Source organism: Dechloromonas sp. CZR5 (assembly GCF_008711155.1).
Classification (GTDB): Bacteria; Pseudomonadota; Gammaproteobacteria; order Burkholderiales; family Rhodocyclaceae; genus Azonexus.
In genome coordinates this window covers 462,909-486,477 of sequence record NZ_VUYQ01000003.1, presented here as the reverse complement: position 1 = coordinate 486,477, position 23,569 = coordinate 462,909, and the positions used below count along the sequence as shown (strand labels likewise).

At 61.4% G+C, this 23,569-nt stretch carries 21 protein-coding genes; 15 read left to right on the top strand and 6 right to left on the bottom strand.

Annotation, left to right across the window (positions count from 1 at the left end; genetic code table 11):
• Window positions 1-14: 14 nt before the first annotated feature.
• From uppS to F1002_RS11150, 12 genes are read left to right on the top strand one after another with little or no spacing between them, the layout of a single operon-like run.
• Window positions 15-773, top strand: a complete 759-nt coding sequence (gene uppS / locus F1002_RS11205; RefSeq protein ID WP_150429104.1) for a polyprenyl diphosphate synthase — start codon at window positions 15-17, stop codon at window positions 771-773.
• Window positions 766-1,587, top strand: coding sequence for a phosphatidate cytidylyltransferase (locus F1002_RS11200; protein ID WP_150429103.1), 822 nt, complete (start codon window positions 766-768; stop codon window positions 1,585-1,587). The genes uppS and F1002_RS11200 overlap by 8 nt, the downstream gene beginning before the upstream one ends.
• Complete coding sequence (ispC, locus tag F1002_RS11195; protein WP_150429102.1) at window positions 1,584-2,774, top strand: 1-deoxy-D-xylulose-5-phosphate reductoisomerase; 1,191 nt, start codon at window positions 1,584-1,586, stop codon at window positions 2,772-2,774. Before F1002_RS11200 ends, ispC begins: the two co-directional genes overlap by 4 nt.
• Entirely contained in the window at window positions 2,771-4,138 is a 1,368-nt protein-coding gene (rseP, locus tag F1002_RS11190) for an RIP metalloprotease RseP (RefSeq protein ID WP_150429101.1), read from the top strand. Before ispC ends, rseP begins: the two co-directional genes overlap by 4 nt.
• Before the next feature lie 3 nt (window positions 4,139-4,141).
• A complete protein-coding gene (gene bamA / locus F1002_RS11185; protein ID WP_150429100.1) occupies window positions 4,142-6,427 on the top strand; it encodes an outer membrane protein assembly factor BamA in 2,286 nt (761 codons plus the stop codon).
• A 9-nt stretch (window positions 6,428-6,436) separates the two neighbouring features.
• The gene (locus tag F1002_RS11180) at window positions 6,437-6,946 is read left to right on the top strand and encodes an OmpH family outer membrane protein (protein WP_223879574.1); all 510 of its coding nucleotides are present in this window, start codon (window positions 6,437-6,439) and stop codon (window positions 6,944-6,946) included.
• Window positions 6,946-7,986 carry a UDP-3-O-(3-hydroxymyristoyl)glucosamine N-acyltransferase gene (lpxD, locus tag F1002_RS11175; protein WP_150429282.1) on the top strand — a complete coding sequence of 347 codons (1,041 nt, stop codon included), beginning with the start codon at window positions 6,946-6,948 and terminating at the stop codon, window positions 7,984-7,986. Before F1002_RS11180 ends, lpxD begins: the two co-directional genes overlap by 1 nt.
• Window positions 7,987-7,990: 4 nt before the next feature.
• A complete protein-coding gene (gene fabZ, locus F1002_RS11170; RefSeq protein ID WP_150429099.1) occupies window positions 7,991-8,425 on the top strand; it encodes a 3-hydroxyacyl-ACP dehydratase FabZ in 435 nt (144 codons plus the stop codon).
• A 1-nt stretch (window position 8,426) separates the two neighbouring features.
• The gene (gene lpxA / locus F1002_RS11165; protein ID WP_150429098.1) at window positions 8,427-9,197 is read left to right on the top strand and encodes an acyl-ACP--UDP-N-acetylglucosamine O-acyltransferase; all 771 of its coding nucleotides are present in this window, start codon (window positions 8,427-8,429) and stop codon (window positions 9,195-9,197) included.
• 1 nt (window position 9,198) lies between these two features.
• On the top strand, window positions 9,199-10,347 hold the full coding sequence (gene lpxB / locus F1002_RS11160) for a lipid-A-disaccharide synthase (protein ID WP_150429097.1): 1,149 nt from the start codon (window positions 9,199-9,201) through the stop codon (window positions 10,345-10,347).
• Window positions 10,335-10,925, top strand: a complete 591-nt coding sequence (gene rnhB, locus F1002_RS11155; protein ID WP_150429096.1) for a ribonuclease HII — start codon at window positions 10,335-10,337, stop codon at window positions 10,923-10,925. Before lpxB ends, rnhB begins: the two co-directional genes overlap by 13 nt.
• Entirely contained in the window at window positions 10,922-11,689 is a 768-nt protein-coding gene (locus F1002_RS11150; RefSeq protein WP_150429095.1) for an RNA methyltransferase, read from the top strand. The genes rnhB and F1002_RS11150 overlap by 4 nt, the downstream gene beginning before the upstream one ends.
• 88 nt (window positions 11,690-11,777) lie before the next feature.
• On the opposite strand, the gene F1002_RS11145 is transcribed toward F1002_RS11150, so the two are convergent.
• Complete coding sequence (locus F1002_RS11145) at window positions 11,778-12,326, bottom strand: peroxiredoxin-like family protein (RefSeq protein WP_150429094.1); 549 nt, start codon at window positions 12,324-12,326, stop codon at window positions 11,778-11,780.
• A 145-nt stretch (window positions 12,327-12,471) separates the two neighbouring features.
• On the opposite strand from F1002_RS11145, the gene F1002_RS11140 reads away from it, so the two are divergent.
• The 3 genes from F1002_RS11140 to F1002_RS11130 all read left to right on the top strand — a co-directional run bounded on the left by F1002_RS11140 (window position 12,472) and on the right by F1002_RS11130 (window position 14,543).
• On the top strand, window positions 12,472-13,314 hold the full coding sequence (locus F1002_RS11140) for an AraC family transcriptional regulator (protein WP_150429093.1): 843 nt from the start codon (window positions 12,472-12,474) through the stop codon (window positions 13,312-13,314).
• A 113-nt stretch (window positions 13,315-13,427) separates the two neighbouring features.
• Complete coding sequence (locus F1002_RS11135) at window positions 13,428-13,808, top strand: thioredoxin family protein (protein WP_150429092.1); 381 nt, start codon at window positions 13,428-13,430, stop codon at window positions 13,806-13,808.
• A 6-nt stretch (window positions 13,809-13,814) separates the two neighbouring features.
• Window positions 13,815-14,543, top strand: coding sequence for a cytochrome c biogenesis CcdA family protein (locus tag F1002_RS11130; RefSeq protein WP_150429091.1), 729 nt, complete (start codon window positions 13,815-13,817; stop codon window positions 14,541-14,543).
• Between the two features lie 78 nt (window positions 14,544-14,621).
• Here the strand turns inward: F1002_RS11130 and F1002_RS11125 are convergent, their stop codons facing one another.
• The 5 genes from F1002_RS11125 to F1002_RS11105 form a co-directional block, all read right to left on the bottom strand.
• Window positions 14,622-15,440 carry a pyruvate, water dikinase regulatory protein gene (locus F1002_RS11125; protein ID WP_150429090.1) on the bottom strand — a complete coding sequence of 273 codons (819 nt, stop codon included), beginning with the start codon at window positions 15,438-15,440 and terminating at the stop codon, window positions 14,622-14,624.
• An 11-nt stretch (window positions 15,441-15,451) separates the two neighbouring features.
• Window positions 15,452-18,226, bottom strand: coding sequence for a phosphoenolpyruvate carboxylase (ppc, locus tag F1002_RS11120; RefSeq protein WP_150429089.1), 2,775 nt, complete (start codon window positions 18,224-18,226; stop codon window positions 15,452-15,454).
• A complete protein-coding gene (locus tag F1002_RS11115; protein ID WP_150429088.1) occupies window positions 18,226-18,672 on the bottom strand; it encodes a universal stress protein in 447 nt (148 codons plus the stop codon). Before F1002_RS11115 ends, ppc begins: the two co-directional genes overlap by 1 nt.
• A 128-nt stretch (window positions 18,673-18,800) precedes the next feature.
• Window positions 18,801-20,621: an L-lactate permease gene (locus tag F1002_RS11110; protein WP_150429087.1), complete on the bottom strand. Its 1,821-nt coding sequence runs from the start codon at window positions 20,619-20,621 to the stop codon at window positions 18,801-18,803.
• A 139-nt stretch (window positions 20,622-20,760) separates the two neighbouring features.
• Complete coding sequence (locus F1002_RS11105) at window positions 20,761-23,532, bottom strand: FAD-binding and (Fe-S)-binding domain-containing protein (protein WP_150429086.1); 2,772 nt, start codon at window positions 23,530-23,532, stop codon at window positions 20,761-20,763.
• Window positions 23,533-23,569 lie beyond the last annotated feature (37 nt).

Genomic DNA, 23,569 nt, shown 5'->3' with positions numbered 1-23,569 from the left:
AGATAACCGGCTGCATGGCCTTTTTTTCGAGTTCAACGCGAGACGTACCGCAAGAGGTTGTCATGCCTCGGCACGTCGCTGTCATCATGGACGGTAACGGCCGCTGGGCGAAAAAACGCTTTCTCCCTCGCGTGGCCGGCCACGTCAAGGGTGTCGAGCTGGTCCGCGAGATGGTTCGCACCTGTCTCGAACACGGTATCCAGTACCTGACCCTGTTTGCTTTTTCGTCCGAAAATTGGCGGCGTCCTCAGGATGAAGTGACGCTGTTGATGCAACTTTTCGTCAAGGCGCTTGAGCAGGAGGTAGAAAAGCTCGATCGCAATGGCGTTCGTCTGCGTGTGATTGGCGATCTTTCACGTTTCGAGCCGCGTCTGCAGGAACTGATCGACAAGGCTCAGGAGCAGACAGCAGGCAATGCGCGACTGGATTTGACCATTGCGGCCAATTACGGCGGTCGCTGGGACGTCATGCAGGCGGTTAATCAGATGGTGACGGCGCAACCCGACAAGCGCGATGGCTGGCAGGAGTCTGACCTCGAGCCCTATTTGTCGATGAACTTCGCTCCAGAGCCGGATTTGTTCATCAGAACCGGCGGTGAAGAGCGGATCAGTAATTTCCTGCTCTGGCAGCTAGCCTATACCGAACTGTACTTTACTTCGACACTGTGGCCAGACTTCGATTCCGCAGAATTTGGCAAGGCCATTGCCTCCTTTCAGCAGCGGGAACGCCGCTTTGGCCGGACCAGTGAGCAACTGGTGAAGCCGCATGCTTAAGACCCGCGTCATTACGGCGCTTGTGCTGGTGTCGTTTCTGTTGCCCAGCTTGTTCTGGTTGTCGCAATCGGCCTGGGCCTTGCTGGTTGCGGTCTTTATCGGCATTGCTGCATGGGAGTGGGGGGCGTTGCTTGGCTGGAAGTCTCCATCCCGGATTGTTCTCGGCGTGCTGTGCGGGGCGACCTGTGCGGGGCTTTCGCTGCTCGATCCGGCCGCTTTGGAGTTTCGTCTGGGGTCGGCCTGGATAGCCACGGCCTACGGACTTTCTGCCGCCTTCTGGCTCGTCCTCATGCCATTCTGGCTGAGAAGCAAGTGGGCTATCGGCGGCGTGAGCGGACTGTTGGTCGGCGCTGTCGTCCTGATTCCAACGTGGCTTGCCATGGTCCAATTGCGGGCGTTGGGTGCTGCGGCCTTGCTCGGTATCTTTGCCGTGGTCTGGATGGCGGATATTGCTGCCTATTTCTCGGGTCGAGCCTTCGGTAAACACAAGCTGGCGCCCACGATCAGCCCCGGAAAAACCTGGGAAGGTGCCGTCGGTGCCGGTATCGGTGTTGTTGTCTATGGCTTGGTGGTTCGCCAGATTTTCGATATTCAGGTACTGTCGCTGCCGCTCTGGATTGCCCTTCTCTTTGTCGTCACTGGCGTCAGCATCGTGGGCGACCTGTTCGAGTCGCTGCTCAAGCGCAAGGCAGGTATCAAGGACAGTAGCAACATCCTGCCGGGGCATGGCGGGGTGCTCGACCGTATCGACAGCCTGACGTCCACGCTGCCGGTCGCTGCGCTCTTTTTGCTGCTGCTTCAGCGTTCGGCATGACAGTTCAGAACATCACAGTTCTGGGTTCGACCGGATCGATTGGCGTCAGTACCCTGGATGTCATACGCCGGCATCCCGAGCGCTATAGGGCCTTTGCCCTGTGCGCGCATAGCCAGGTCGACAAGCTGTACGAGCAATGTCTTGAGTTCCGCCCGCATTTTGCGGTGTTGCGCGATGTCTCTTTGGCGACGCAGCTGGCAGAGCGTTGCCGTGCTGCCGGCTTGCCGACAGAGGTGCGCCATGGTGTCGAGTCGCTGGTCGAATTGTCTGCTTTGCCGGAGGTCGATTCGGTCATGGCGGCCATTGTCGGCGCTGCGGGTCTTGAGCCTACGCTGGCCGCGGCGAGAGCCGGTAAACGGGTCATGCTGGCCAACAAGGAAGTCCTGGTGATGGCGGGCGAGCTGTTCATGCACGCGGTGCGCGAGCATGGTGCCCGCTTGCTGCCGGTTGATAGTGAGCACAACGCCATCTTTCAATCCTTGCCACCGGATTTTTCTCACGGCTTGCAGGCCTGCGGTGTCCAGAAAATCTTGCTGACTGCTTCGGGAGGACCGTTCAGGAACGTGGCGCTTGCCGATCTGGAACACGTCACGCCCGAGCAGGCTTGTGCCCACCCGAATTGGGTCATGGGACGGAAGATTTCGGTCGACTCGGCAACCATGATGAACAAGGGGCTGGAGGTCATTGAGGCGCGCTGGCTCTTTGATGCGCCGCCCGAGATGATCCAGGTCGTCGTACATCCGCAAAGCGTCATCCACTCTGCGGTTCAGTATCAAGATGGCTCGGTGTTGGCGCAGTTGGGCAATCCGGACATGCGGACGCCGATTGCCTATGCCATGGCGTGGCCTGAGCGAATCGCTGCCGGCGTGGAACCTTTGGATCTGTTCAAGATTGCCCGTCTGGATTTCCAGGCGCCTGATTTCGAGCGCTTCCGTTGCCTGCAACTGGCTTACGACGCATTGCGTGCGGGAGGCACGGCACCGGCTATTCTGAACGCTGCCAACGAAGTGGCGGTGGCGGAGTTTTTGGCAGGTAAGCTATCGTTCCGCGGTATTGCCCGCCTGAACGATCAGGTTCTGCAATCGCTTCCGGCCGGGCCGGAGGGGAGCCTGGCGGATGTGATCAGTGCCGATGCCGAGGCGCGCCATCTCGCCGCCCGTCTGATACGGGAACGTAGCTTCGCGTGAACGACGTTCCGTTCTATTTGGCCGCGTTTGCGGTTGTCCTGGGTGTGCTGATCGTTGTCCACGAGTTGGGCCATTATCTTGTTGCTCGGTGGTGCGGTGTCAAGGTGCTCCGTTTCTCTGTCGGCTTCGGACGTATTCTGTGGAAGAGGCGTCTCGGCAGGGATCGTACGGAATGGGCGGTAAGCATTTTTCCGTTGGGCGGCTATGTCAAGATGCTCGACGAAAGAGAGGGGGCCGTTCCTGCGGATGAGGTGCATCGAGCATTCAACCGCCAGGGTGTGGGCAAGCGCAGCCTGATCGTGGCGGCCGGGCCGCTCGCCAATTTTGCGTTGGCCATCCTGCTCTACTGGGCCGTGTTCATGCACGGCAGCGACGAATTGTTGCCTGTTCTGGGCTCGCCCCCCGACGGGTCGCCGGCGGCCATGGCGGCCATCCATAACGGAGAGCAGGTTCGCCGGGTTGATGGACAGCAGGTTGCCACCTGGAACGATTTGCGCTGGCTGTTGCTGCAAAAGGCAGCCGATCAGTCGAGCGTCGAGCTTGAGGTGATCAACGCCAAGGAGGAGATTTCATTCCGTCGCCTCGATTTGGGGGCCGTGGCCGAGCAGGGCTGGGAGGGCGATGCGCTGGAAAGACTGGGTATTCGCTTTTATCGTCCGGATACACCGCCGGTGTTCGGCGAGGTCATTCCCGGTGGGCCGGCCGCGCGTGCCGGGCTCCAGTCCGCAGATCGGGTGTTGCGCATCGACGGTCGCGAAATCGACTTGTGGCTTGACTTTGTTGCCGTCATCCGTGAATCGGCGGGCAGGGCCGTTCAACTGGAGGTGCGCCGGGGCGATGAGATTCTCGTCGTTGAACTGGTTCCCGATCCGGTCTCCGAAAAGGGGCGAACGGTCGGCAAGATCGGTGTTGCAGTCAAGGTGGATTCGGGAAGCAGACGCGAACTACGCACTTTTGTTCGTCATGATTTCTTCGAGTCGGGCCGTCTTGCGCTGATCGAGACTTGGGACAAGTCGGTATTCAGTCTGGTCATGATGGGCAAGATGCTTACCGGGGAGGTGTCGTGGAAGAACCTCTCGGGACCGGTCACGATTGCCGACTATGCAGGGCAATCGGCCCGACTGGGCCTCGACTATTATCTCAAGTTCATGGCGCTGGTGAGCATCAGTCTGGGCGTCCTGAATCTGCTGCCCATCCCGGTGCTGGACGGTGGGCATTTGTTGTATCATATGCTAGAAGTCGTCAGGCGCAGGCCGCTCTCCGAGCGCGCAATGGAAATCGGCCAGCAGATTGGCATGTCCATTCTCTTCGCTCTGATGGCTTTCGCCTTTTTTAACGATATCTCTCGCCTGCTCCACGGCTGAATAATGAAGAAAACCCTGTTGTCCGTCATGATTGCCAGCGTGTTTGCCTCGCCGGTGCTGGCATTCGAACCCTTTACGGTCAAGGACATCCGGGTTGAGGGCATCCAGCGCACCGAAGCGGGCACCGTATTCGGCTATCTGCCGGTCAAGGTTGGCGAAACGCTGAATGACGAAAAGGCTGCACAGTCAATCAAGGCCTTGTTTGCTACCGGGTTTTTCAAGGACGTCAGGGTTGAAGTCGAAAAGGACGTGATGGTCGTCGTTGTTCAGGAACGACCAGCTATCGCAACCATCAACTTTGTCGGCCTGAAAGAATTCGACAAGGATGTCATTATCAAGGCACTGAAGGAAACCGGTATCGCCGACGGGCGGATTTTCGACCGGGCATTGCTCGAAAAGGCCGAGCAGGAATTGAAACGGCAGTATCTGACGCGCGGCAAGTACGCTGCGAATATTACGACCACCGTTACGCCGCTGGAACGAAATCGCGTCGGCATCAACTTCAATATTGAAGAAGGTTCTGCTGCCAAGATCAAGCAGATCAACATCATCGGAGCCAAGTCCTTCCGCGAAAAGGAGTTGCTTGGCCAGTTCGAATTGACCACGCCGGGTTTCCTGACGTGGTATACCAAGAACGATCAGTATTCTCGGCAGAAACTTTCGGCAGATCTCGAGAAGCTCAAATCCTTCTACATGAACCAGGGCTATCTGGAGTTTGCTGTCGAATCGACTCAGGTCTCGATCTCTCCTGACAAGCAGGATGTCTATATCACGGTGAACATTGCCGAAGGGGAGCGCTATCAGGTTTCGTCGGTCAAGGTGGCCGGAGATTTCACCCTTTCCGAAGAAGAGCTGAAAAAGCTGCTCAAGATCAAGACGGGTGACGTGTTTTCGCGTGAAAAACTGAACGAATCCACCAAGGCCATCAGCGACCGGCTTGGCAAGGAAGGTTATGCGTTTGCCAACGTCAACGCAGCACCGGAGATCGACAAGGAAAAGAACAAGGTCGCCTTCACGATTTTTGTCGATCCGGGCAAGCGGGTCTATGTGCGTCGCGTCAATGTGACCGGCAACACCAAGACGCGCGACGAGGTGATTCGCCGCGAAATTCGCCAGATGGAAGGCGGATGGTATGATGCAGACAAGGTGACGGCATCCAAGCAACGCGTGGATAAACTGGGCTTTTTCTCCGAAGTGGCCGTGGAGACACCGGCCGTCAGTGGCACCTCAGACCAGCTCGATGTCAATCTTAATGTCACTGAAAAGCCGACGGGGAACCTGATGCTTGGCTTGGGTACATCCAGTACCGACAAGGTCATCCTCTCCGGTTCGATCGCACAAAACAACTTCATGGGCAGCGGGAACAACGTTGCGATCCAGGTCAATTCGGCCAAGACTTACCGGACCTACGTATTCTCGTATACCAACCCCTACTTCACGCAGGATGGGGTCAGCCAAGGCTTCGACGTCTACCATCGCACATTCAATACCACCTCGACGACCTTGGCATATTATTCGTCATCGTCGACGGGCGGGGCGATCCGTTTCGGTTTTCCGATCGGTGAAAAGGAGTCGATCGGCGTCGGCTTGGGTCTCGACTCGACCAGCATCAAGACGTATACGCAAACGCCGCAGTATTACAAGGATTACGTCACCAAATTCGGGGAAACCAATCTGTCGGTCCCTCTGACACTGAGTTGGGCCAGCGACGGCAAGGACAGCTTCTTCTTCCCGACCAAGGGTACTTTCCAGCGTGCTTCGCTGGAGGTTGCCCTGCCGGGTGGCGATCTGACGTATTACCGCGCCAGTTACCAGCTCCAGCATTTTGTGCCGCTCAATTCGAAGTTCACCCTGATGCTCAATGGTGAATATGGCATGGCAAATGGTTACGGCGCATCCGGCCTGCCTTTCTTCAAGAACTACTACGCAGGCGGTGTGACCTCGGTTCGCGGCTACAAGGCCTCATCCCTTGGCCCGATCTATACCGATCCTTCGACGACGACCCAATACCGCTTGGGGGGTAATCGTCGCGTTATCGGCAATGCCGAGTTGCTGTGGAGTTTGCCCGGCATGGACAAGTCGTTCAGAATGGGATGGTTTGTTGACGGTGGTCAAGTATATGGCAGTGATGAGAAAGTCGACTTTGCCGATCTGCGCTATTCGACGGGCTTGTCTGCTGCCTGGATTTCGCCGATTGGTCCGCTTAAGTTCAGTATCGGCAAGCCGTTGAACAAGAAGGATACCGACAAGACCGAAGTCTTCCAGTTCCAGATGGGCACTACGTTTTAATTCAGGAGTATCAAGTTGAAAGTCAAATCCGTTGTCCTGGCATCGCTGATGTCTGCATTGTTCGTGACGGGTGCTTACGCCGCCGAACTGAAAGTGGGTTATGTGAACACGCAGCGTATCTTCCGCGACGCGCCGGCTGCGCAGAAGGCTGCCAAAAAGCTGGAAGGTGAGTTCGCCAAGCGTGATCAGGATTTGCAGCGCATGGCGAAGCAATTGCAGGGGCTGCAGGAAAACCTGGAAAAAAATTCCGTGACCATGGCGGAGAGCGAGCGTCGTTCCAAGGAAAAGGAATTCGGCGAGCTTTCTCGTGAATTCCAGCGTCGCCAGCGTGAGTTCCGCGAAGACCTGAACCTGCGCCAGAACGAAGAAAACGCTGCAGTCATCGAAAAGGCCAACAAGGCCATCAAGCAGATTGCCGAAGCAGACAAGTATGATCTGATTCTGCAGGATGTGGTGTGGGTCAGTCCGCGCCTGGATATTACCGAGCGCGTTATCAAGGCACTGTCGGAAGCGAAGTAATGGGTGTGAACGGCATATCGTTCACGCTCGCCGATATCGCCGCCCGTTTGGGCGGCGATGTGCTTGGGGATGCGCAAACACGCATCGATCAGGTCGCTTCGGTAGGCAACGCCGAGGCTGGCGATATCACTTTCCTGTCCAATCCTAAGTTCAGGGGGCAGTTGGCGAGTTGCAAGGCATCGGCAGTCATCCTGCGCGCCGATGCGGTCGACGATTTTGGCGGCGCACGCATCGTTACCGCCAACCCCTATGCCTATTATGCGCGGGTGGCGACCCTGCTGAATCCCTATCGGGCAGGTTTCTCCGGCATCCATCCTTCGGTGATTGCCGAATCGCCCATTCCGCAGAGTGCATCGCTGGGTCCGAATGTCGTGATCGGCAAGGGCGTAACCCTGGGTGAAAGCGTCGTGCTCGGTGCAGGATGTGTCGTGGGTGACGGGGTGAGCATTGGCGATGGAACGGTGTTCCATCCACGGGTGACTGTCTATGAAGACTGTCAGGTCGGCGCTCGCTGCATCGTTCATTCCGGTGCGGTGATTGGCTCCGATGGCTTTGGATTTGCTCCCGATGGACAGGATTGGGTAAAAATTCCCCAGATCGGTCGCGTGCGGGTCGGTAACGATGTCGAAATCGGCGCCAATACCACCATCGACCGGGGAGCGATCGACGATACCGTTATCGAGGATGGCTGCAAGCTTGATAATCTGGTTCACATCGGACACAACTGCGTCATTGGACGGAATTCGGTGTTGGCTGGCTGCGTTGGGGTTGCCGGCAGTACGGTCTTCGGGGAGCATTGCATCGTCGGCGGTGCCGGGATGATTTCCGGGCATCTGAACATCGTCTCGGGAACGACGATTTCCGGCGGATCGACGCTGATGAAGAGCATTGCCAAGCCCGGTGTATATACCAGCGTGTTCCCGATCGATACGCACGAGGAATGGTTGCGCAACGCATCGCATCTTCGCCGCCTGTCAAAGCTCGCAGATCGCATTTCCGATCTTGAGAAACAACTTAAACAAAAAGACATAGAGGGTTGATTAAATGGATATTCATGAAATTCTTGATCATTTGCCGCATCGCTACCCGTTTCTACTGATCGACCGTGTGGTCGAAGTCGTGCCTGGCAAATCGATTCATGCTTACAAGAACGTGACTATCAACGAGCCCTTTTTTGTCGGCCATTTCCCGCACCATCCGGTCATGCCGGGCGTGCTGATCATGGAAGCGCTGGCCCAGGCTGCTGGCATCCTGTCGTTCAAGACTGAAGGCAAGAAGCCGACCGAAAGCGACGTTTTTTACTTTGCCGGTATCGATGAGGCCCGCTTCAAGCGCCCGGTCATGCCGGGCGATCAGCTGCATCTGCATGTCGAGATCGAGCGCCAGATGCGCGGCATCTGGAAGTTCAAGGGCGAGGCCAGGGTCGATGGCCAATTGGCGGCCGAGGCCCGCCTGATGTGTGCCAAGCGGGATCTGTAACATGATCCACCCGACTGCCATTGTCGATCCGGGCGCCAGGATTGGCGCCAATGTCGAGATCGGCCCCTATTCGATTGTCGGCCCTCACGTCGAGATCGGCGACAACACGGTCATCGGTCCGCATTGCGTAATTCGCGGCCATACGCGGATCGGTCGCGACAATCGCATCTTCCAGTTCTGTTCGCTTGGTGAAGTGCCGCAGGACAAGAAATACGCCGGCGAGCCGACCCGCCTGGAAATTGGCGACCGCAACACTGTTCGCGAGTTCTGTACCTTCAATCTGGGTACTGTTCAGGATCGGGGGGTGACGTCGATTGGCGACGACAACTGGATCATGGCGTATGTGCATATTGCCCATGATTGCCAGGTCGGCCACAAGGTCACCTTTGCCAACAACGCCTCGCTGGCGGGACATGTGGTGGTCGATGACTGGGCGATTCTCGGCGGTTTTACCGGCGTTCACCAGTTCTGCCGCATTGGCGCGCACGTCATGACGGCGGTCAGCACGGTCATCCTTCAGGACGTTCCGCCGTACCTGATGGCGGCCGGCAACACGGCCCAACCCTACGGCATCAACGTCGAGGGGCTGAAGCGACGCGGTTTCAATGCCGATGCGATCACCTCGCTCAAGCGCGCCTACCGGACGCTCTACAAGTCGGGGCTGCTGCTTGAGGAAGCCAAGGCCAAGCTGGTCGAAGACGCCAAGACCCAGCCGGATGTTCAGCGTTTCGTCGATTTCCTCGAGGTCTCGAAGCGCGGCATCATTCGCTGACATGGGTAAAGCAGTAAGAATTGCCGTGGTGGCCGGGGAGGCCTCCGGGGATCTCCTCGCCAGCCATCTGATCGCGGCGTTGAAAAAGCATCTGCCGGATGCCGTCTTCTACGGTATCGGTGGGCCGAAAATGCAGGCGCAAGGGTTCGATGCCTGGTGGCTGATGGACAAGCTGTCGGTCATGGGTTATTGGGATGCGCTGAAGCACTACCGGGAAATTGCCGGTATTCGCCGCCAGCTGAAGAAGCGTCTGCTCGAATTGCGGCCGGATGTCTTCATCGGCGTCGATGCGCCGGATTTCAATCTGGGGCTGGAGACCGATCTCAAGGCGGCCGGTGTGCGTACCATTCACTACGTCAGTCCGTCGATCTGGGCGTGGCGAGGCGGGCGCATCAAGAAGATTGCCCGTGCCGTCAATCGCGTGCTGGCGCTGTTCCCGATGGAGCCGCCGCTTTACGAAAAGGAGCGGATCCCGGTGACCTACGTCGGGCATCCGCTGGCCGACATCATTCCACTGGAAACCAGCAAGGTCGCCATACGCGAAAAGCTCTCGTTGCCGAGGGATTATCCGGTCTTCGGCATGCTGCCGGGCAGCCGCCGCGGCGAGTTGGAGATGATGGCCGACACGTTTGTTCAGACCGCCAGGATCATTCGCGAGCGCTTCCTGCCGCAGGCGATCTTTGTCGTCCCGCTGGCCACCCGCGAAACGCGGCTTCAGTTCGAGGCTGCCATCTATCGGCAGCAGGCTGGCGATGTACCGTTCCGCCTGCTGTTCGGCCATGCCCAGGATGCGCTGGGTGCGGCCGACGTATCGCTTGTTGCCAGCGGCACGGCAACGCTCGAGGCGGCGTTGATCAAGCGTCCGATGGTGATCACCTACAAGATCGCCAAGTTCTCCTACTGGCTGATGAAGCGGATGGCCTACCTGCCGTATGTCGGCCTGCCCAACGTGCTGGCCGGGCGCTTTGTCGTGCCGGAAATCATTCAGGACGAGGCAACTCCGGAGAATCTTGCGGAAGCGCTGGTCAAGTTGTATGGCGACAAGGAAAACGCGGAAGCCGTTGAAGAGGCGTTTACCGATATCCATCTGCAACTGCGCCAGAATACGGCCGACAAGGCGGCGCGGGCGGTTATCGAATGCCTGAACTGATCGTTCCCGAGGGGCTCGTCTGCGGCATTGATGAAGCGGGGCGCGGACCCTTGGCCGGCCCGGTGGTGGCGGCCGCAGTCATTCTCGACCCGGCGCGCCCCATTGCAGGCTTGAACGACTCGAAGAAACTGAGCGAAAAGAAGCGCGACGCGCTGGCCGTGTTGATCCGCGAAAACGCGCTGGCCTGGTGCGTTGCCGAGGCCACGGTCGAGGAGATTGACCGCCTCAACATCCTGCATGCCACGATGCTGGCCATGCAGCGTGCGGTTGCCGGTCTGGTGCCGAGGGCGGAGCGTGCGCTGGTCGACGGCAATCGTTGCCCCCGGCTCGACATTCCAGCCGAGGCCGTGGTCAAGGGTGACGGCAAGATCGCGTCGATCGCCGCTGCATCTATCCTGGCCAAGACCGTTCGCGATGCCGGCATGCTGGCCTTGCATGCGGCGTATCCGCAGTACGGTTTCGACCGCCACATGGGCTATCCCACCGCCGCGCACTTTGCCGCACTGGAGGCGCATGGTGCGTCGCCGGTGCATCGCACGAGCTTCGGGCCGGTGGCAAGGCAGCTTTCCCTGCTGTGAAACACATCCAGTCGCGCGACAACGCTCTGTTCAAGCAGCTCAGGAAGCTGGCGGAATCCGGGCGCGAGCGCCGCAAGTCAGGCCTGACGCTGCTCGATGGCGTACATCTCGTTCAGGCCTACGAGGCTGCCTTCGGTCGTCTGGAACCCTTGATTGTCGCCGAGTCGGCGACAAGCGGCGAAGTGGCCGACTATGCCGCCGGCCGGGAAGTCGTCGTTCTGGCGGATGCCCTGATGCGCGATCTGGGTTTGGTGGATACGCCGAGCGGTCTGTTGGCCATGGCTCCGATCCCCGCTGCCCGCGAGGGTTTCCGCCCGGATCGCGATGCGATTCTGCTCGATGGCGTGCAGGATCCGGGCAATCTCGGCACGCTGCTGCGTACCGCTGCTGCCGCCGGTATCCGGCAGGCCGTGCTCTCACCGGGGTGCGCTTCGGCCTGGTCGCCCAAGGTGCTGCGTGCAGGGCAGGGCGCCCACTTTGCCCTGAGCATCCATGAGGAAGCCGATCTCCAGGCGGTGATGTCCGACTATGCCGGAACGACGGCCGTCACTTGCCTTGACGGCGCGACGTCGCTCTACGAGGCCGCCTGGTCGGGGCCTGTCGCCTGGGTATTCGGCGCCGAGGGGCAGGGCGTCAGCCTGCCGTTGATTGAATCAGCAGGCTTGCGCATTCGCATACCGATGCCGGGGGATGTCGAGTCGCTCAATGTCGCTGCCGCTGCGGCGATCTGTCTGTTTGAAGCGGTACGCCGACGGCTTGCCTGAACAGGTGTGGTGCCAGTGTTTCCGGGCTTGTTGACGATTCTTCCGGCAGTGCCGGGAAATCCTGCCTTCCCGGCACTGCCGATCGGAATCACAAGCTGTTCGGGTACTCGCCGCGCGCCGGATAATCGTTGGCGATGACGAAATCGACGGCACCCAGAAGGTCGGCGAACTGGGGGCGCGCGAAGGGCATGGTCTGCACGGCACCGTAATACAGCGTTCCATCCGGGCGGACAAGGAATACGCCGGGTTCGCTGAACAATGCAGGCTCCTCGAGTCCAATCGAGGTCTTTCCCCGCGATTCGCTGATATAGAGGCCCCACTGGCGGGCGCTCGCCATCGTCAATCCATATCCGAATTGCAGGGCGGTGGCATGGACCTTGTCAGCCATTGCCAGGCCGCGTTCCTGATCGTCGCTGCTGACTGCAATGACCTGTACCCCGCGTTTGTTGAATTCCGGGGCAAGCCGTTCCAGCTCCATCAGATATTTCGCGCAAATCGGGCAATGCAGGCCGCGATAAAACACGATCAGATCAAAGCGCTCGCCGGGATGGGCGCCGAGGACGAAACGTCCGCCCGTTGTGAGCGGGACGTTCAAGGCGGGAACTGGCTTGCGGGGCATGAGGGCTTGTGCGTTCATGATGTTTCCTTTGTGAGTGGTCGCGGTGAGTGAAGGTCTTGTCGACAGGCCCCGGGTTGGCGGACAACCCGGGGTCTTGATCGTCAGGCGTAGTGTGACGTACGATTTGATGTAATATGTTCAAAATAATTTGCAGATCGTACAAATGTCCGTTTCCTCCCGCCTCGACCGCTTGTCGGCCCTGCTTGAAGCCCTGGCTCCCCGGGTCGAACTGATCCGGGCAGAAGAATGTCCTGCCGATCCAGGCGGGGCAGCCGATCGATCGGCAACGCGCTTTCTGCAACTATACCTGCTGACCCGGGGGGAGTTGGTCCTGACCCTGCCGAATGCCGTTCGCAGCATTCCTGCCCCATCGCTCGTCATTTGTCGTTCGGATATCCGGCACCAGGTGTCAGCTGGCGAAGGAGAGGATTCCGGGCATCTGGTACGCGCCAAGGTTGTTATCGAAGGACCGGCAGGCGTATTGCTGTTCAACGAATTTGCCGAACCGGTCGTCCTGTCGCTGGCGCAGACGGATACGGCACTGAGCCAGGCTGTTGCGCTGATTTCGTCCGAGCTGGCGGCGCCGCGCTGCGGTCAGCCCGCGCTGCTGAACCGGGCCGGGGATATTCTGTTCATCGGACTGCTGCGCCACCTTGTCGCCCATCCGGCCACCGACAGCGGCCTGTTCAACGGACTGGCCGACCCGCGTATTGCACGGTCGCTGGTGGCGCTGCATAGCGCGCCACAGGAGGCCTGGACGCTGGAACGGATGGCCGCCGAGGCCGGCATGTCCCGCACGGCGTTTGCCAATACGTTTCGCGATGCCATGAACCTGACGCCAGGCAAGTATCTCGGGATACTGCGTCTGGCCATCGCGCGATCCGCCGTGGAGTCCGGGTACGGTTTGAAGAGGGCCGCCAGGGAATCCGGGTATGCCAGTTCGTCGGCGCTTTCCCGGGCGCTGTCGCGTGCGATGGATGAGGAATCCGCAAGCAGCCCGGCCTGAGCCAGCCTTGCTTCGGCACAACGGCGGGGCGGTGGCCGGTTGTGAGTGTAAGAAATTCATGCGTCGAACGACTGATTGTCGACGCTGTGTCTTTTACCTCACGGAGAAACCTCATGACCCTGTGCAAATCCCTACTCGCCATCTCGTTGCTGGCATCGGTCAATCTGGCTGCGGCGCTGGAAATAAAACCCTATTCGGCCCCTGAGCTGGCCGATCTTCAGGGAGCCGGCAAACCGGTGGCCCTGCATTTTCATGCCGACTGGTGTCCCACCTGCCGAGCCCAGGAAAAGGTCTTCAACGGCTGGAAGGGCGATCCGGCGGTGCCCGGTACGCTGCTCGTCGTCAATTATGACAACGAACGCGAGTTGAGAAAGAGCATGGGCGTGCGCAGCCAGTCCACCTTGATAGTTTTCAAGGGCAAGGCCGAAACGGCACGACTGGCCGGCGAGACCGATCCCAAGGCGCTGGCGAACGCGCTTGGCAGCGCACGGTAAGCGGTCATGGATATTTCCGTCGGCCATCTGGGACTCAGTGTGCTGGCAGGCAGCCTGACCACGCTGTCGCCCTGTGTCTTTCCGTTGTTGCCCCTGGTGGTCGGCGGGGCGGTGCAGAACAACCGTCTGGCGCCCGTCGCCATGGGCCTTGGCATGGCCACCTCGTTCGCCCTGATCGGCATCTTTCTGGGCGCCCTGGGGCCGGCGCTCGATATCGACTCGGAGAGTGTGCGCCTGTTCGGCGCCTGGATGTTGATCGTCTTCGGTCTGGCGATGCTCGTTCCCGCGCTCAATGAACGCTTTACGCAGTGGCTGGCACCCATCGCTTCCCGTGCCAACAGCGCTTCGGCCACACTGGACGGCGGGTCGCTGGGTGGTGCGCTGCTGCTTGGGGCGCTTCTCGGACTGGTCTGGAGCCCGTGTTCAGGGCCGCTTCTTGCCTCGGCGCTGACGCTGGTGGCCAGCGAAGGCGGGGCAACGCGCGGCGGGATCGTCCTCGGGTTGTTCGGGATTGGTGCGGCCATACCGCTGGTTGCCGTCGCCTACGCCTCGCAGCGGGGATTCAATGCGGCGAGGGCCTGGGTGCTGAGCCGAATCGACGGCGTCAAGAAGGCTTTCGGGGGCTTGATCCTGGCCACCGGCCTGGCGATCCTGAGCGGTGCCGACAAGTGGCTGGAGGCCAGGGTGGTGGCCATGCTGCCCGATGCCTGGGTGCGCGCGACGACGCTGTTTTGATCGCTCCGCCCCGGTTTCGGCATAAAAAAGGCGCAGTCAATGCGCCTTTTTTGTCTGATGCGGCCAGCAACGGCTCGCTTATCTCAGTTTCAGTTCCTGCAGGATGGTCGTCGAAATTTCCTCGATCGACTTGCTGGAGGAGTCGAGCCAGCGGATGCCTTCGCGGCGCATCATCTTCTCGGCTTCGGCGACTTCGAAGCGGCAATTGGCCAGCGAAGCGTACTTGCTGCCGGCGCGGCGTTCCTCGCGAATCTGGGCCAGGCGCTCCGGCTGGATGGTCAGGCCGAACAGCTTGGCGCGGTGCTTCTCCAGCGTGCCCGGCAGGCGGCCGCGGTCGAAGTCTTCCGGAATGAGCGGGAAATTGGCCGCCTTCAGGCCGAATTGCATGGCCAGGTAGAGCGAGGTTGGCGTCTTGCCGCAGCGCGACACGGCGACCAGGATGACATCGGCTTCCTCCAGGTCGCGGTCGGTGATCCCGTCGTCGTGGGCCAGCGTGTAGTTGATCGACTCGATGCGCTTCTTGTAGTCCGAGCTGTCGGCCGAGCCGTGCGAGCGGCCGACGGTGTGGTTGGACTTGCGCCCCAGCTCGGCTTCGAGCGGCGCCAGAAAGGAATCGAAATAGGACAGGCAGAAGGCGTCGGCCTGGTGCACGATGCCGGACAGGTCGGGATTGACCAGCGTCGTGAACACGATCGGGCGCATGCCGTCGGCCTCGCCCTGGGCATTGATGCGGACTACGGCATCCTGCGCCTTTTCCACGTTGTCGAGAAAGGGGATGCGAATCTGCTTGAATTCGACATCCTCGAACTGGGTCATCAGGCTGTGGCCCAAGGCTTCGACCGTCAGGCCGGTGCCGTCCGAGACGAAAAATACGGTGCGTTTGATGGGGGTAGGCATGGTGATGGATTTTAACCGCTGTTGCGCAATCCGGAGGCGATGCCGTTGATGGCCAGGTGGATGCCGCGGGCCACGCGCTCGTCGGTTTCGCCGGCGCGATAGCGCTTGAGCAGTTCGACCTGCAGGTGGTTCAGCGGGTCCATGTACGGCGCGCGCAGCTTGAGCGAATTGCGCAGCATGGCGTTGTCGGCCAGCAGTTCATCCCGTTCCTCGATGGCCAGCAGATGCTTGCGGGTGAGTTCCCATTCGGCCTTGATACGGCTGAAGATGCGCTCGCGCAACGCCGCATCGCTGACCAGCTCGGCGTAGCGCGAGGCGATGGCGAGGTCGGTCTTGGCCAGCACCATGTCCATGTTCGACAGCAGGGTGCGGAAGAAGGGCCACGACTTGAGCATCCGGCGCAGGGTGGCAAGGCCGTCGGGGTTGGCTTGCAGGTAGCCATCGACGGCCGAGCCGAAGCCGAACCAGCCCGGCAGCATCAGGCGGCACTGCGCCCAGCTGAAGACCCAGGGAATGGCCCGCAGGTCCTCGATGCGGTCGGACGCCTTGCGCGAGGCCGGGCGGCTGCCGATGTTCAGCGAGGCGATTTCGGAAACGACCGTCGATTGGCGGAAATAGGTGGTGAAGCCTGGTGTTTCATAGACCAGCCCGCGATAGGCGTTGAAGGCGCGGGCCGACAGGTCGTCCATCACGGCATGGAAGGGCTGGGCCGGCTCGATCTGGTTCTCGTGATCGGTCAGGCTGGCTTCCAGCGTGGCGGCAAGCAGGACTTCCAGGTTGCGGCGGCCGGTGTCCGGGTTGCCGTACTTGGTCGAGATGACTTCGCCCTGTTCGGTCAGGCGGATCTGGCCGGACACCGCGCCGGCCGGCTGGGCGAGGATGGCATGATAGGTCGGGCCGCCACCGCGGCCGACCGAGCCGCCGCGGCCATGGAACAGGCGCAGGCGGACGCCGTGCTGCTGGAAGACGCGGGTCAGTTCGATCTCGGCCTTGTACAGTTCCCAGCCCGAGGTCAGGAAGCCGCCATCCTTGTTGGAATCGGAATATCCGAGCATGACTTCGTGCTCGTCGCCGCGCCCGGCGATCAGTTCGCGGTAGGCCGGCAGCTGGAAGATGCCGTCCATGGTGGCGGCGCTCTTCTGCAAGTCCTCGATGGTTTCGAACAGCGGGATGATGTTGACGTCGAGGCGCGGCTTGGTTTGCGTGCCATGGCCGGGCAACAGGAGGCCGGATTCCTTGAGCAGCAGCGCGAGTTCGAGCAGGTCGGAAACGCCATCGGTCTTCGAGATGATGCAGTTGGGCAGGGCGGCGGCACCGTACTTGCCCCGCAGTTCCCGGGCGGCGAAGAAGATGTCGAGTTCGCCACGGGTTTCCTCGCTGTAGTCGATGTACGGCGAATACAGCGGGCGCGGGGTGGCGATTTCCTCGGTCAGCAGCCGGATGCGATCGCTTTCCGACAGCGCCTCGTAGTCGGGGCAACGGCCGGCCTTGAGCAGCAGTTCGGCAACCGAGCGGGCGTGCACGTCGGAGTTCTGGCGCAGGTCGATCGGTGCCAAATGGAAGCCGAAGACCTGCACGGCGCGCAGCAGGCGGCGCAGCCGGCCGCCGGCCAGCGAGGCGCTGCCGTTCAGCTTGAGCGAGATGTTGAGCACCTTGAGGTCGGCACGCAGGGCATCCGGCGTGACGTAAGGCTCGGCGCTGCCGATTTCGTGGCGGACCGGTTCGATGCCGTCGAGGAAGCGCGCCGTTGCGGCGAGGCGGGCGTAGATGCCGGACAGGGCGCGGCGGTAGGGTTCGTCCGAACGCTGCGGGGAGTGGTCGGTCGAGTGTTCGGCCAGCGCCAGCAGTTCCGGGCTCACCTTGACCAGCAGGTCGGAGAGCGGCAGTTCGCCACCCAGTTCGTGAACTTCATCGAGGTAGTGGTTCAGCGTGGCGGCCGATTGCAGGCGCAAGGCTTCGCGCAGGATGCCGGCGGTGACGAAGGGATTGCCGTCGCGGTCGCCGCCGATCCAGGAGCCGACGCGGAAGAAGGGCGGCAGCGCCCATCTTCTTTCCGGGTAGCGCTTCTGCAGCTGCTGGGTGGCCTGGATGTAGAGGCGCGGCAGTTCGGTGAAGAAGGTTTCCTTGAAGTAGGTGATGCCGTTCTTGACCTCATCGATGACCTTGAGGCGGACCGGCCGCAGCATGCGCGACTGCCACAGGGTGAGGATGGCGTTGGCCAGGGCCAGGTCGTTGTCGGCTTCCTCGTCGGGCGTCATTTGCAGCCGTTCGCGCTGGTCGAGCAGGCGGGCGACGTCGCGGTGGTTGCGGATCAGGCTCTGGCGCTGGACTTCGGTCGGGTGGGCGGTGAGTACCGGAGCGACGACGGCGTGGGCAAAGAAATCGGCAATGGTCTCCGGCGACACATCGGCGCCGGCGAGCGCGTCGAGGGCATGGACCAGGCTGCCTTCGCGCGGCGGCGAACCGGCCAGGTCGTGGGCGCGGCGCCGACGGATGTGATGCTCGTCCTCGGCGATGTTGGCCAGTTGCAGGAAGTACGAAAAGGCGCGGACGACGGATTGGGTTGTCTCGCGCGGCAGCGGGTCGAGCAGGGCGGCGAGTTCGGCCCGGGCGGCCGGATCGTTGTCGCGGGCGAAGCGTACCGCCGTCTGGCGAACGCGCTCGACAATGTCAAAAACGGCTTCGCCTTCCTGTTCGCGCACCGTATCGCCGAGGATGCGGCCCAGCAGGCGGATGTCTTGGCGAAGGGGTTCGTCCTTATTGGTGTCGAGCGCGTTCTGGGGCATTAGTGTTTCCTGACGAGAAGTACGGAGGCGTTGGAGATCTTGGCGAGTTGTTCGGCGACCGAGCCCAGCAGCAGGGTGGCCAGGCCGCGTTGGCCGTGACGGCCGATGACGATCAGGTCGACGTTCAGTTCCTTGCCTTTGTCGGCCAGGGTTTCGGAGATGCGGCGTTTCTGCGCTTCGAGCAGCAGCGCTTCGGCGTTGATGTCGCCGATATCCTTCATGGCGCTGTCGAGCAGCGACTGCCCGGCCCGCAGCAGATTGGCGATGGCCGATTCTGCACCGCCCATGTCGATCATCGCATGGCCGTGCATGTTGAGGAGCACTTCATCGACCACGTGGACAATGTAAAGCTTGGCCTGGCTGGTCTTGGCGATATGCTTGGCTTCGGCCAGTGCGCAACGCGAGGTTTCGCTATCGTCAATGGCGACCATAATGTTCTTGTACATGGCGATACTCCTTGGAAAGATGTTTAACAGGATAAAGGTACCAAGTCGTACCCTTCGGCGCAGTTAGGGAAATCCTGAGGTCAGCAGGTCGGTTCGGGGCCGGCGAGCCCCGAACCGATGTTCCCGCTTTAGTGGAAATGTACCTCGTCGTGCCCTTCGACCGGCGCTTCGAGGTCGGCGCCGACGCGACGGGCCACCAACGTGACGCAGGTGATGATGCCGACGAAGATGCCCAGCCACATCAGGCCATCCGGATTGATCGCGGCCTTGGCACCGGCGGCGACGGCAGCCGCCGCCGCGGCGACCGGCTTGACGTAGGCCGGCACGATGCCCGGGAAGACGTAGGCCCACAGCAGGTGCAGCACGCCGACGATACAGGCCATGATGATGGAGTGCTTGAAGGTGAAGCGGAAGATTTCCGATTCACGACCAACCATGCCGGTGGCGCCCGTGGCGACCGAGATGGACTGCGGCGAGATCATCTTGCCGCACACGCCGCCGCAGGTATTGGCGGACATGGCGATGACCGGGTCGATGCCCAGCTTTTCGGCGGTGACGGCTTGCAGCTTGCCGAACAGCGCGTTGGTCGAGGTGTCGGAACCGGTCATGAACACGCCCAGCCAGCCGAGGATCGCGGCGAAGAACGGGAAGGCGACGCCGGTGGTGGCGACGGCATAACCCAGCGTGATCGCCATGCCGGAGAAGTTCATGATGTAGGCGAAGCCGAGGATGGTGGCGATGGTGACGATCGGCCACTTCAGCGTCTTCAGGGTGTCGCGGGCGACGCCGCCGGCAGTCTTCAGCGAAGCGCCCATGACGACGATGGAGAAGAACCAGGCGAACAGGATCGCGGTGCCGGCAGCGGACAGCACGTTAAACTTGTAGGCGGCCGGCTTGGCCTTGCCAACCTGGTCGATGACCATCTTGTCGAGACCGGCGATCGGGAAGGTGAAGTCGAAGACCGTCTTGGTGATCTGGTCGAGAGCCTGATTGACCGGCTTGATGCCCCAGGCGCAGACGAACAGCGACAGGATGATGAACGGCGCCCAGGCACGGAAGACCTGGCCGCCGGTGTACATCAGCTTGGCCTTGCCTTCGCGTTTCGGTTCATGGTCGAAGTGCCAGCTTTCCTTCGGGTGCCAGAATTTCAGGAAGGCGACGGTGCAGATGATGGAGGCGATCGAGGCGATCAAGTCCGGCAGCAACGGGGCGGTCAGCGGCGAGTTGGCGGAGAAATACTGGGCGATGGCGAAAGAACCGCCGGAAACCAGACAGGCCGGCCAGACTTCCAGACCCTTCTTCCAGCCAGCCATCAGGACGACCAGGTAGAGCGGGACGAAGACCGAGAGAATCGGCAGGGTGCGGCCGACCATCTGGCTCAGCGCCAGATCGGGGATGCCCGATACCTGGCCGCCGACGACGATGGGGATGCCGATGGCGCCCCAGGCGACCGGCGCGGTGTTGGCCAGCAGACAGATCGAGGCGGCGTACAGCGGGTTGAAGCCGAGACCGGCGAGCATGGCGGAGGTGATGGCGACCGGGGTACCGAAGCCGGCCGCGCCTTCGATGAAGGCACCGAAGGAGAAGGCGATCAGCAGGGCCTGCAGGCGGCGGTCGTCGGAAATCGAGGCCAGCGAGTTCTTGATGACCTCGAACTGGCCGGTCTTGACCGACATGTTGTAAATGAACAACGCGGTGATGACGATCCAGCACACCGGGAAGAGGCCGAAGGCACCGCCGTACAGGGTGGCCAGACCGGCCAGTTCGAGCGGCATGCCGTAGACGAAAACGGCGATCAGAATGGCCAGGCCGGTACCGCCGAGTGCGGCGAAGTGGCCCTTCATGTGCTTGATGGCCAGGGCCCAGAACAGGAAAAGAATAGGAATGGCCGCGACCAGCGCGGACAGGCCGATGTTGCCGAGCGGGTCGACATTCATTTGCCAAGTCATACAATACACCTCATAACAAAAATGGTCAGGTTGCCGTCAGCAAGATTTGCCGATCCCTGGCGGCGACCGAGAGTTGTCACTTCTTTTTCCGGCCTTGAGTTCGCAGCTCAGGGCCGGAGTTTCTTTTGCCGCCCCCTCCTCAACAGGCCATGACGTCCTCCTTGCGCGAGCACGCTTCGAGCAGGTAGGCCACCGAACGGTAGGTCCGGCCGGTTTCGGCCGTCAGTCCGATTTCGCAGGTGCGGTTGGTGGAAACGCCGCAGGCACAATTGGCCGGCAACTCTTCGTGGATATGGCGCAGGGCGTGCTGGTTCAGTTCCGGCACGGCAAACCCGCGGTCGCCGCCAAAGCCGCAGCAGGAGGTGCTGGATGGCTCGACCACTTCCTTGACGCAAGCCTTGAGCAGGGCACGCAGCTTGCCGTCGGCACCGGTGCGCTTGACGCTGCAATTCACGTGCAGGGCGACCGGACCGGGTTGCTGGGTGATCATCAGGCGTGGCAGCAGGGCATCGTGGGCGAATTCGTGGAAGTCGTAGACCTTCAGTCGCTCGGCCAGATGTTTCTGCATGCGGGTCGAGCAGGCGCTGGCGTCCATGATGACCGGGATGCGGCCGTTGTCGGAGGACTTCATCAGCGCAGCTTCCAGCGTGTTCGACAGGTCTTCGGCTTCTTCGAGCATGCCCTTGCTGGCCAGCATCTGGCCGCAGCACAGCTTGTCGAATCCCTCCGGCAGGATGGGGGCGTAGCCGGCCCGGATCAGCAACTCCTGGACGACGTCGCCCAGTTGCTGGTCGGCACTGTCGGCCGGTCCGAAGATGCGGGCGCCGCACGTCGGGAAATAGACCACGGGATCGCCTTTGGCCATGCGCGGCGTCGGATTCTTGGCGGGCGGCGGCATTTCCTTGCGCCATGCGCCGCCGGTTACCCGGTTGACCAGGTTGTCGCCGAGGACGCCGGAAACTGCGTGGCCGATTTTCAGACCGGTACGGCTCAGGCCGGCAAAGGTGCCGAAGTAGTCGCCGGTCCACTTGTGCAGGCTGCGGGCGCGGTCGCTCAACTTGCGGCCACGCAGGCGGCGAGTCAGGTCGCCGGTGTCGATGCCGACCGGGCAGGCTGTCGAGCACATGCCGCAACCGGCGCAGGTATCGAGGCCCATGTAGGCGTAGGCTTCGCTCAGGGCTTCGGCATGTTCGCCGGCGGCAGCGCGGCGCGACAGTTCGCGCACGCTGGTGATGCGCTGGCGGGGCGAAAGGGTCAGGCGGTGAGAGGGGCACAGCGGTTCGCAGAAGCCGCATTCGATGCAACGGTCGACGATGTCTTCGGCGGCCGGCATCGGCTTCAGGTTTTCCAGGTGGGCGTGCGGATTGTCGTTGATGATCACGCCGGGGTTGAGCAAGCCGGTCGGATCGAACAGCGCCTTGATATGGCGCATCAGGTCGGTGGCCTCCTTGCCCCATTCCATTTCGACGAAAGGCGCCATGTTGCGGCCGGTGCCGTGCTCGGCCTTCAGCGAGCCGTCGTACTTGTCGACCACCAGCTTGCACAGGTCGTCCATGAAGCGGGCGTAGCGGTCGATCTCGGCCTTGTCGCCGAAATCCTGGGTGATGACGAAGTGCAGGTTGCCCTCCAGCGCATGGCCGAAGATGATGCCTTCGTGGTAGCCGTGGTGGCGCATCAGGGCCTGCAGGTCGAGGGTGGCGTCGGCCAGCGAGGCAATGGGGAAGGCGACGTCCTCGATCAGCACGGTGGTGCCGGTGCGGCGCATGGCGCCGACGGCCGGGAAGGTGCCCTTGCGTACCTTCCAGTACATCTCGCAGGTGGCCGGATCGGTCGAGAACTGTACCGGTTCGACGGTGGCGATGCCGTCCATGGCCGCCAGCACGGTGGCGATCTTTTCCTGCAGCCCGGCCGGGTTCGGTGAGCGTACTTCGATCAGCAGCGCCGCGGCTTCCTCGCCCAGTTCACGCATGATGCTCGGCAGGCCCGGCTTGTTTTCGACGGAATGGATGGCCGGACGGTCGAGCAGTTCGACGGCGGCGACCGGCTGCGGCTTGAGGCGGATCACCGCCTCGCAGGCCGAGCGGATATCCGGGAAGAAAACCAGCGCCGAGGCCTTGCACGGGTCTTCGACCACCGTCTGGTAGGTGATGCGGGTCATGAAGCCGAGGGTGCCTTCGGAGCCGATCATCAGGTGCGACAGGATGTCGATCGGGTCTTCGAAGTCGACCAGGGCGTTGAGGCTGTAGCCGGTGGTGTTCTTGATCTTGAACTTGTGGCGGATGCGGTTGGCCAGCGGGATATTGGCCCGTGTGTCGCGGCCCAGGCGCTCCAGTTCGCCGAGCAGCACGGCGTGCGATTTGGAGAAGGCGGCAATGCTGAGCGGGTCTTCGGTATCGAGCAGGGTACCGTCGGCGAGCATGACGCGCAGACCGGCCAGCGTCTTGTAGCTGTTCTGCGCCGTGCCGCAGCACATGCCGGAGGCGTTGTTGGCAGCGATGCCGCCGATCTTGGCCGCGCCGATGGAAGCGGGGTCGGGGCCAATCTTCTTGCCGAGCGGGGCCAGGCGGCGATTGACCTCGCCGCCGACCATGCCGGGGCCGACGCGGACCTGGCTGGCATCGTCGGCCAGCTCGAAGGTGGCAAACCCCTCGCCGATCAGGGCCAGTACGCCATCCGAAAGGGCCTGCCCGGAGAGGCTGGTGCCGGCGGCACGGAAGGTGATCGGCGTCTTGTGTTGACGGGCGGCAGCGAGGACCTTGCGCGCCTGGTCCTCATTTTCGATCAGCGCGATGACCTGGGGTATCAGGCGATAGAAGCTGGCGTCGGTGCCATAGGCGAGACGGCGCAGATCGTCAGCCATCACCTGGCGGTCGGGCAGGGTAGCTTGGAGGGTTTGGATCAATGCGTTCATTTCTCTTGTGTCTTATAGAGGACTTGCGGTTGCGAGC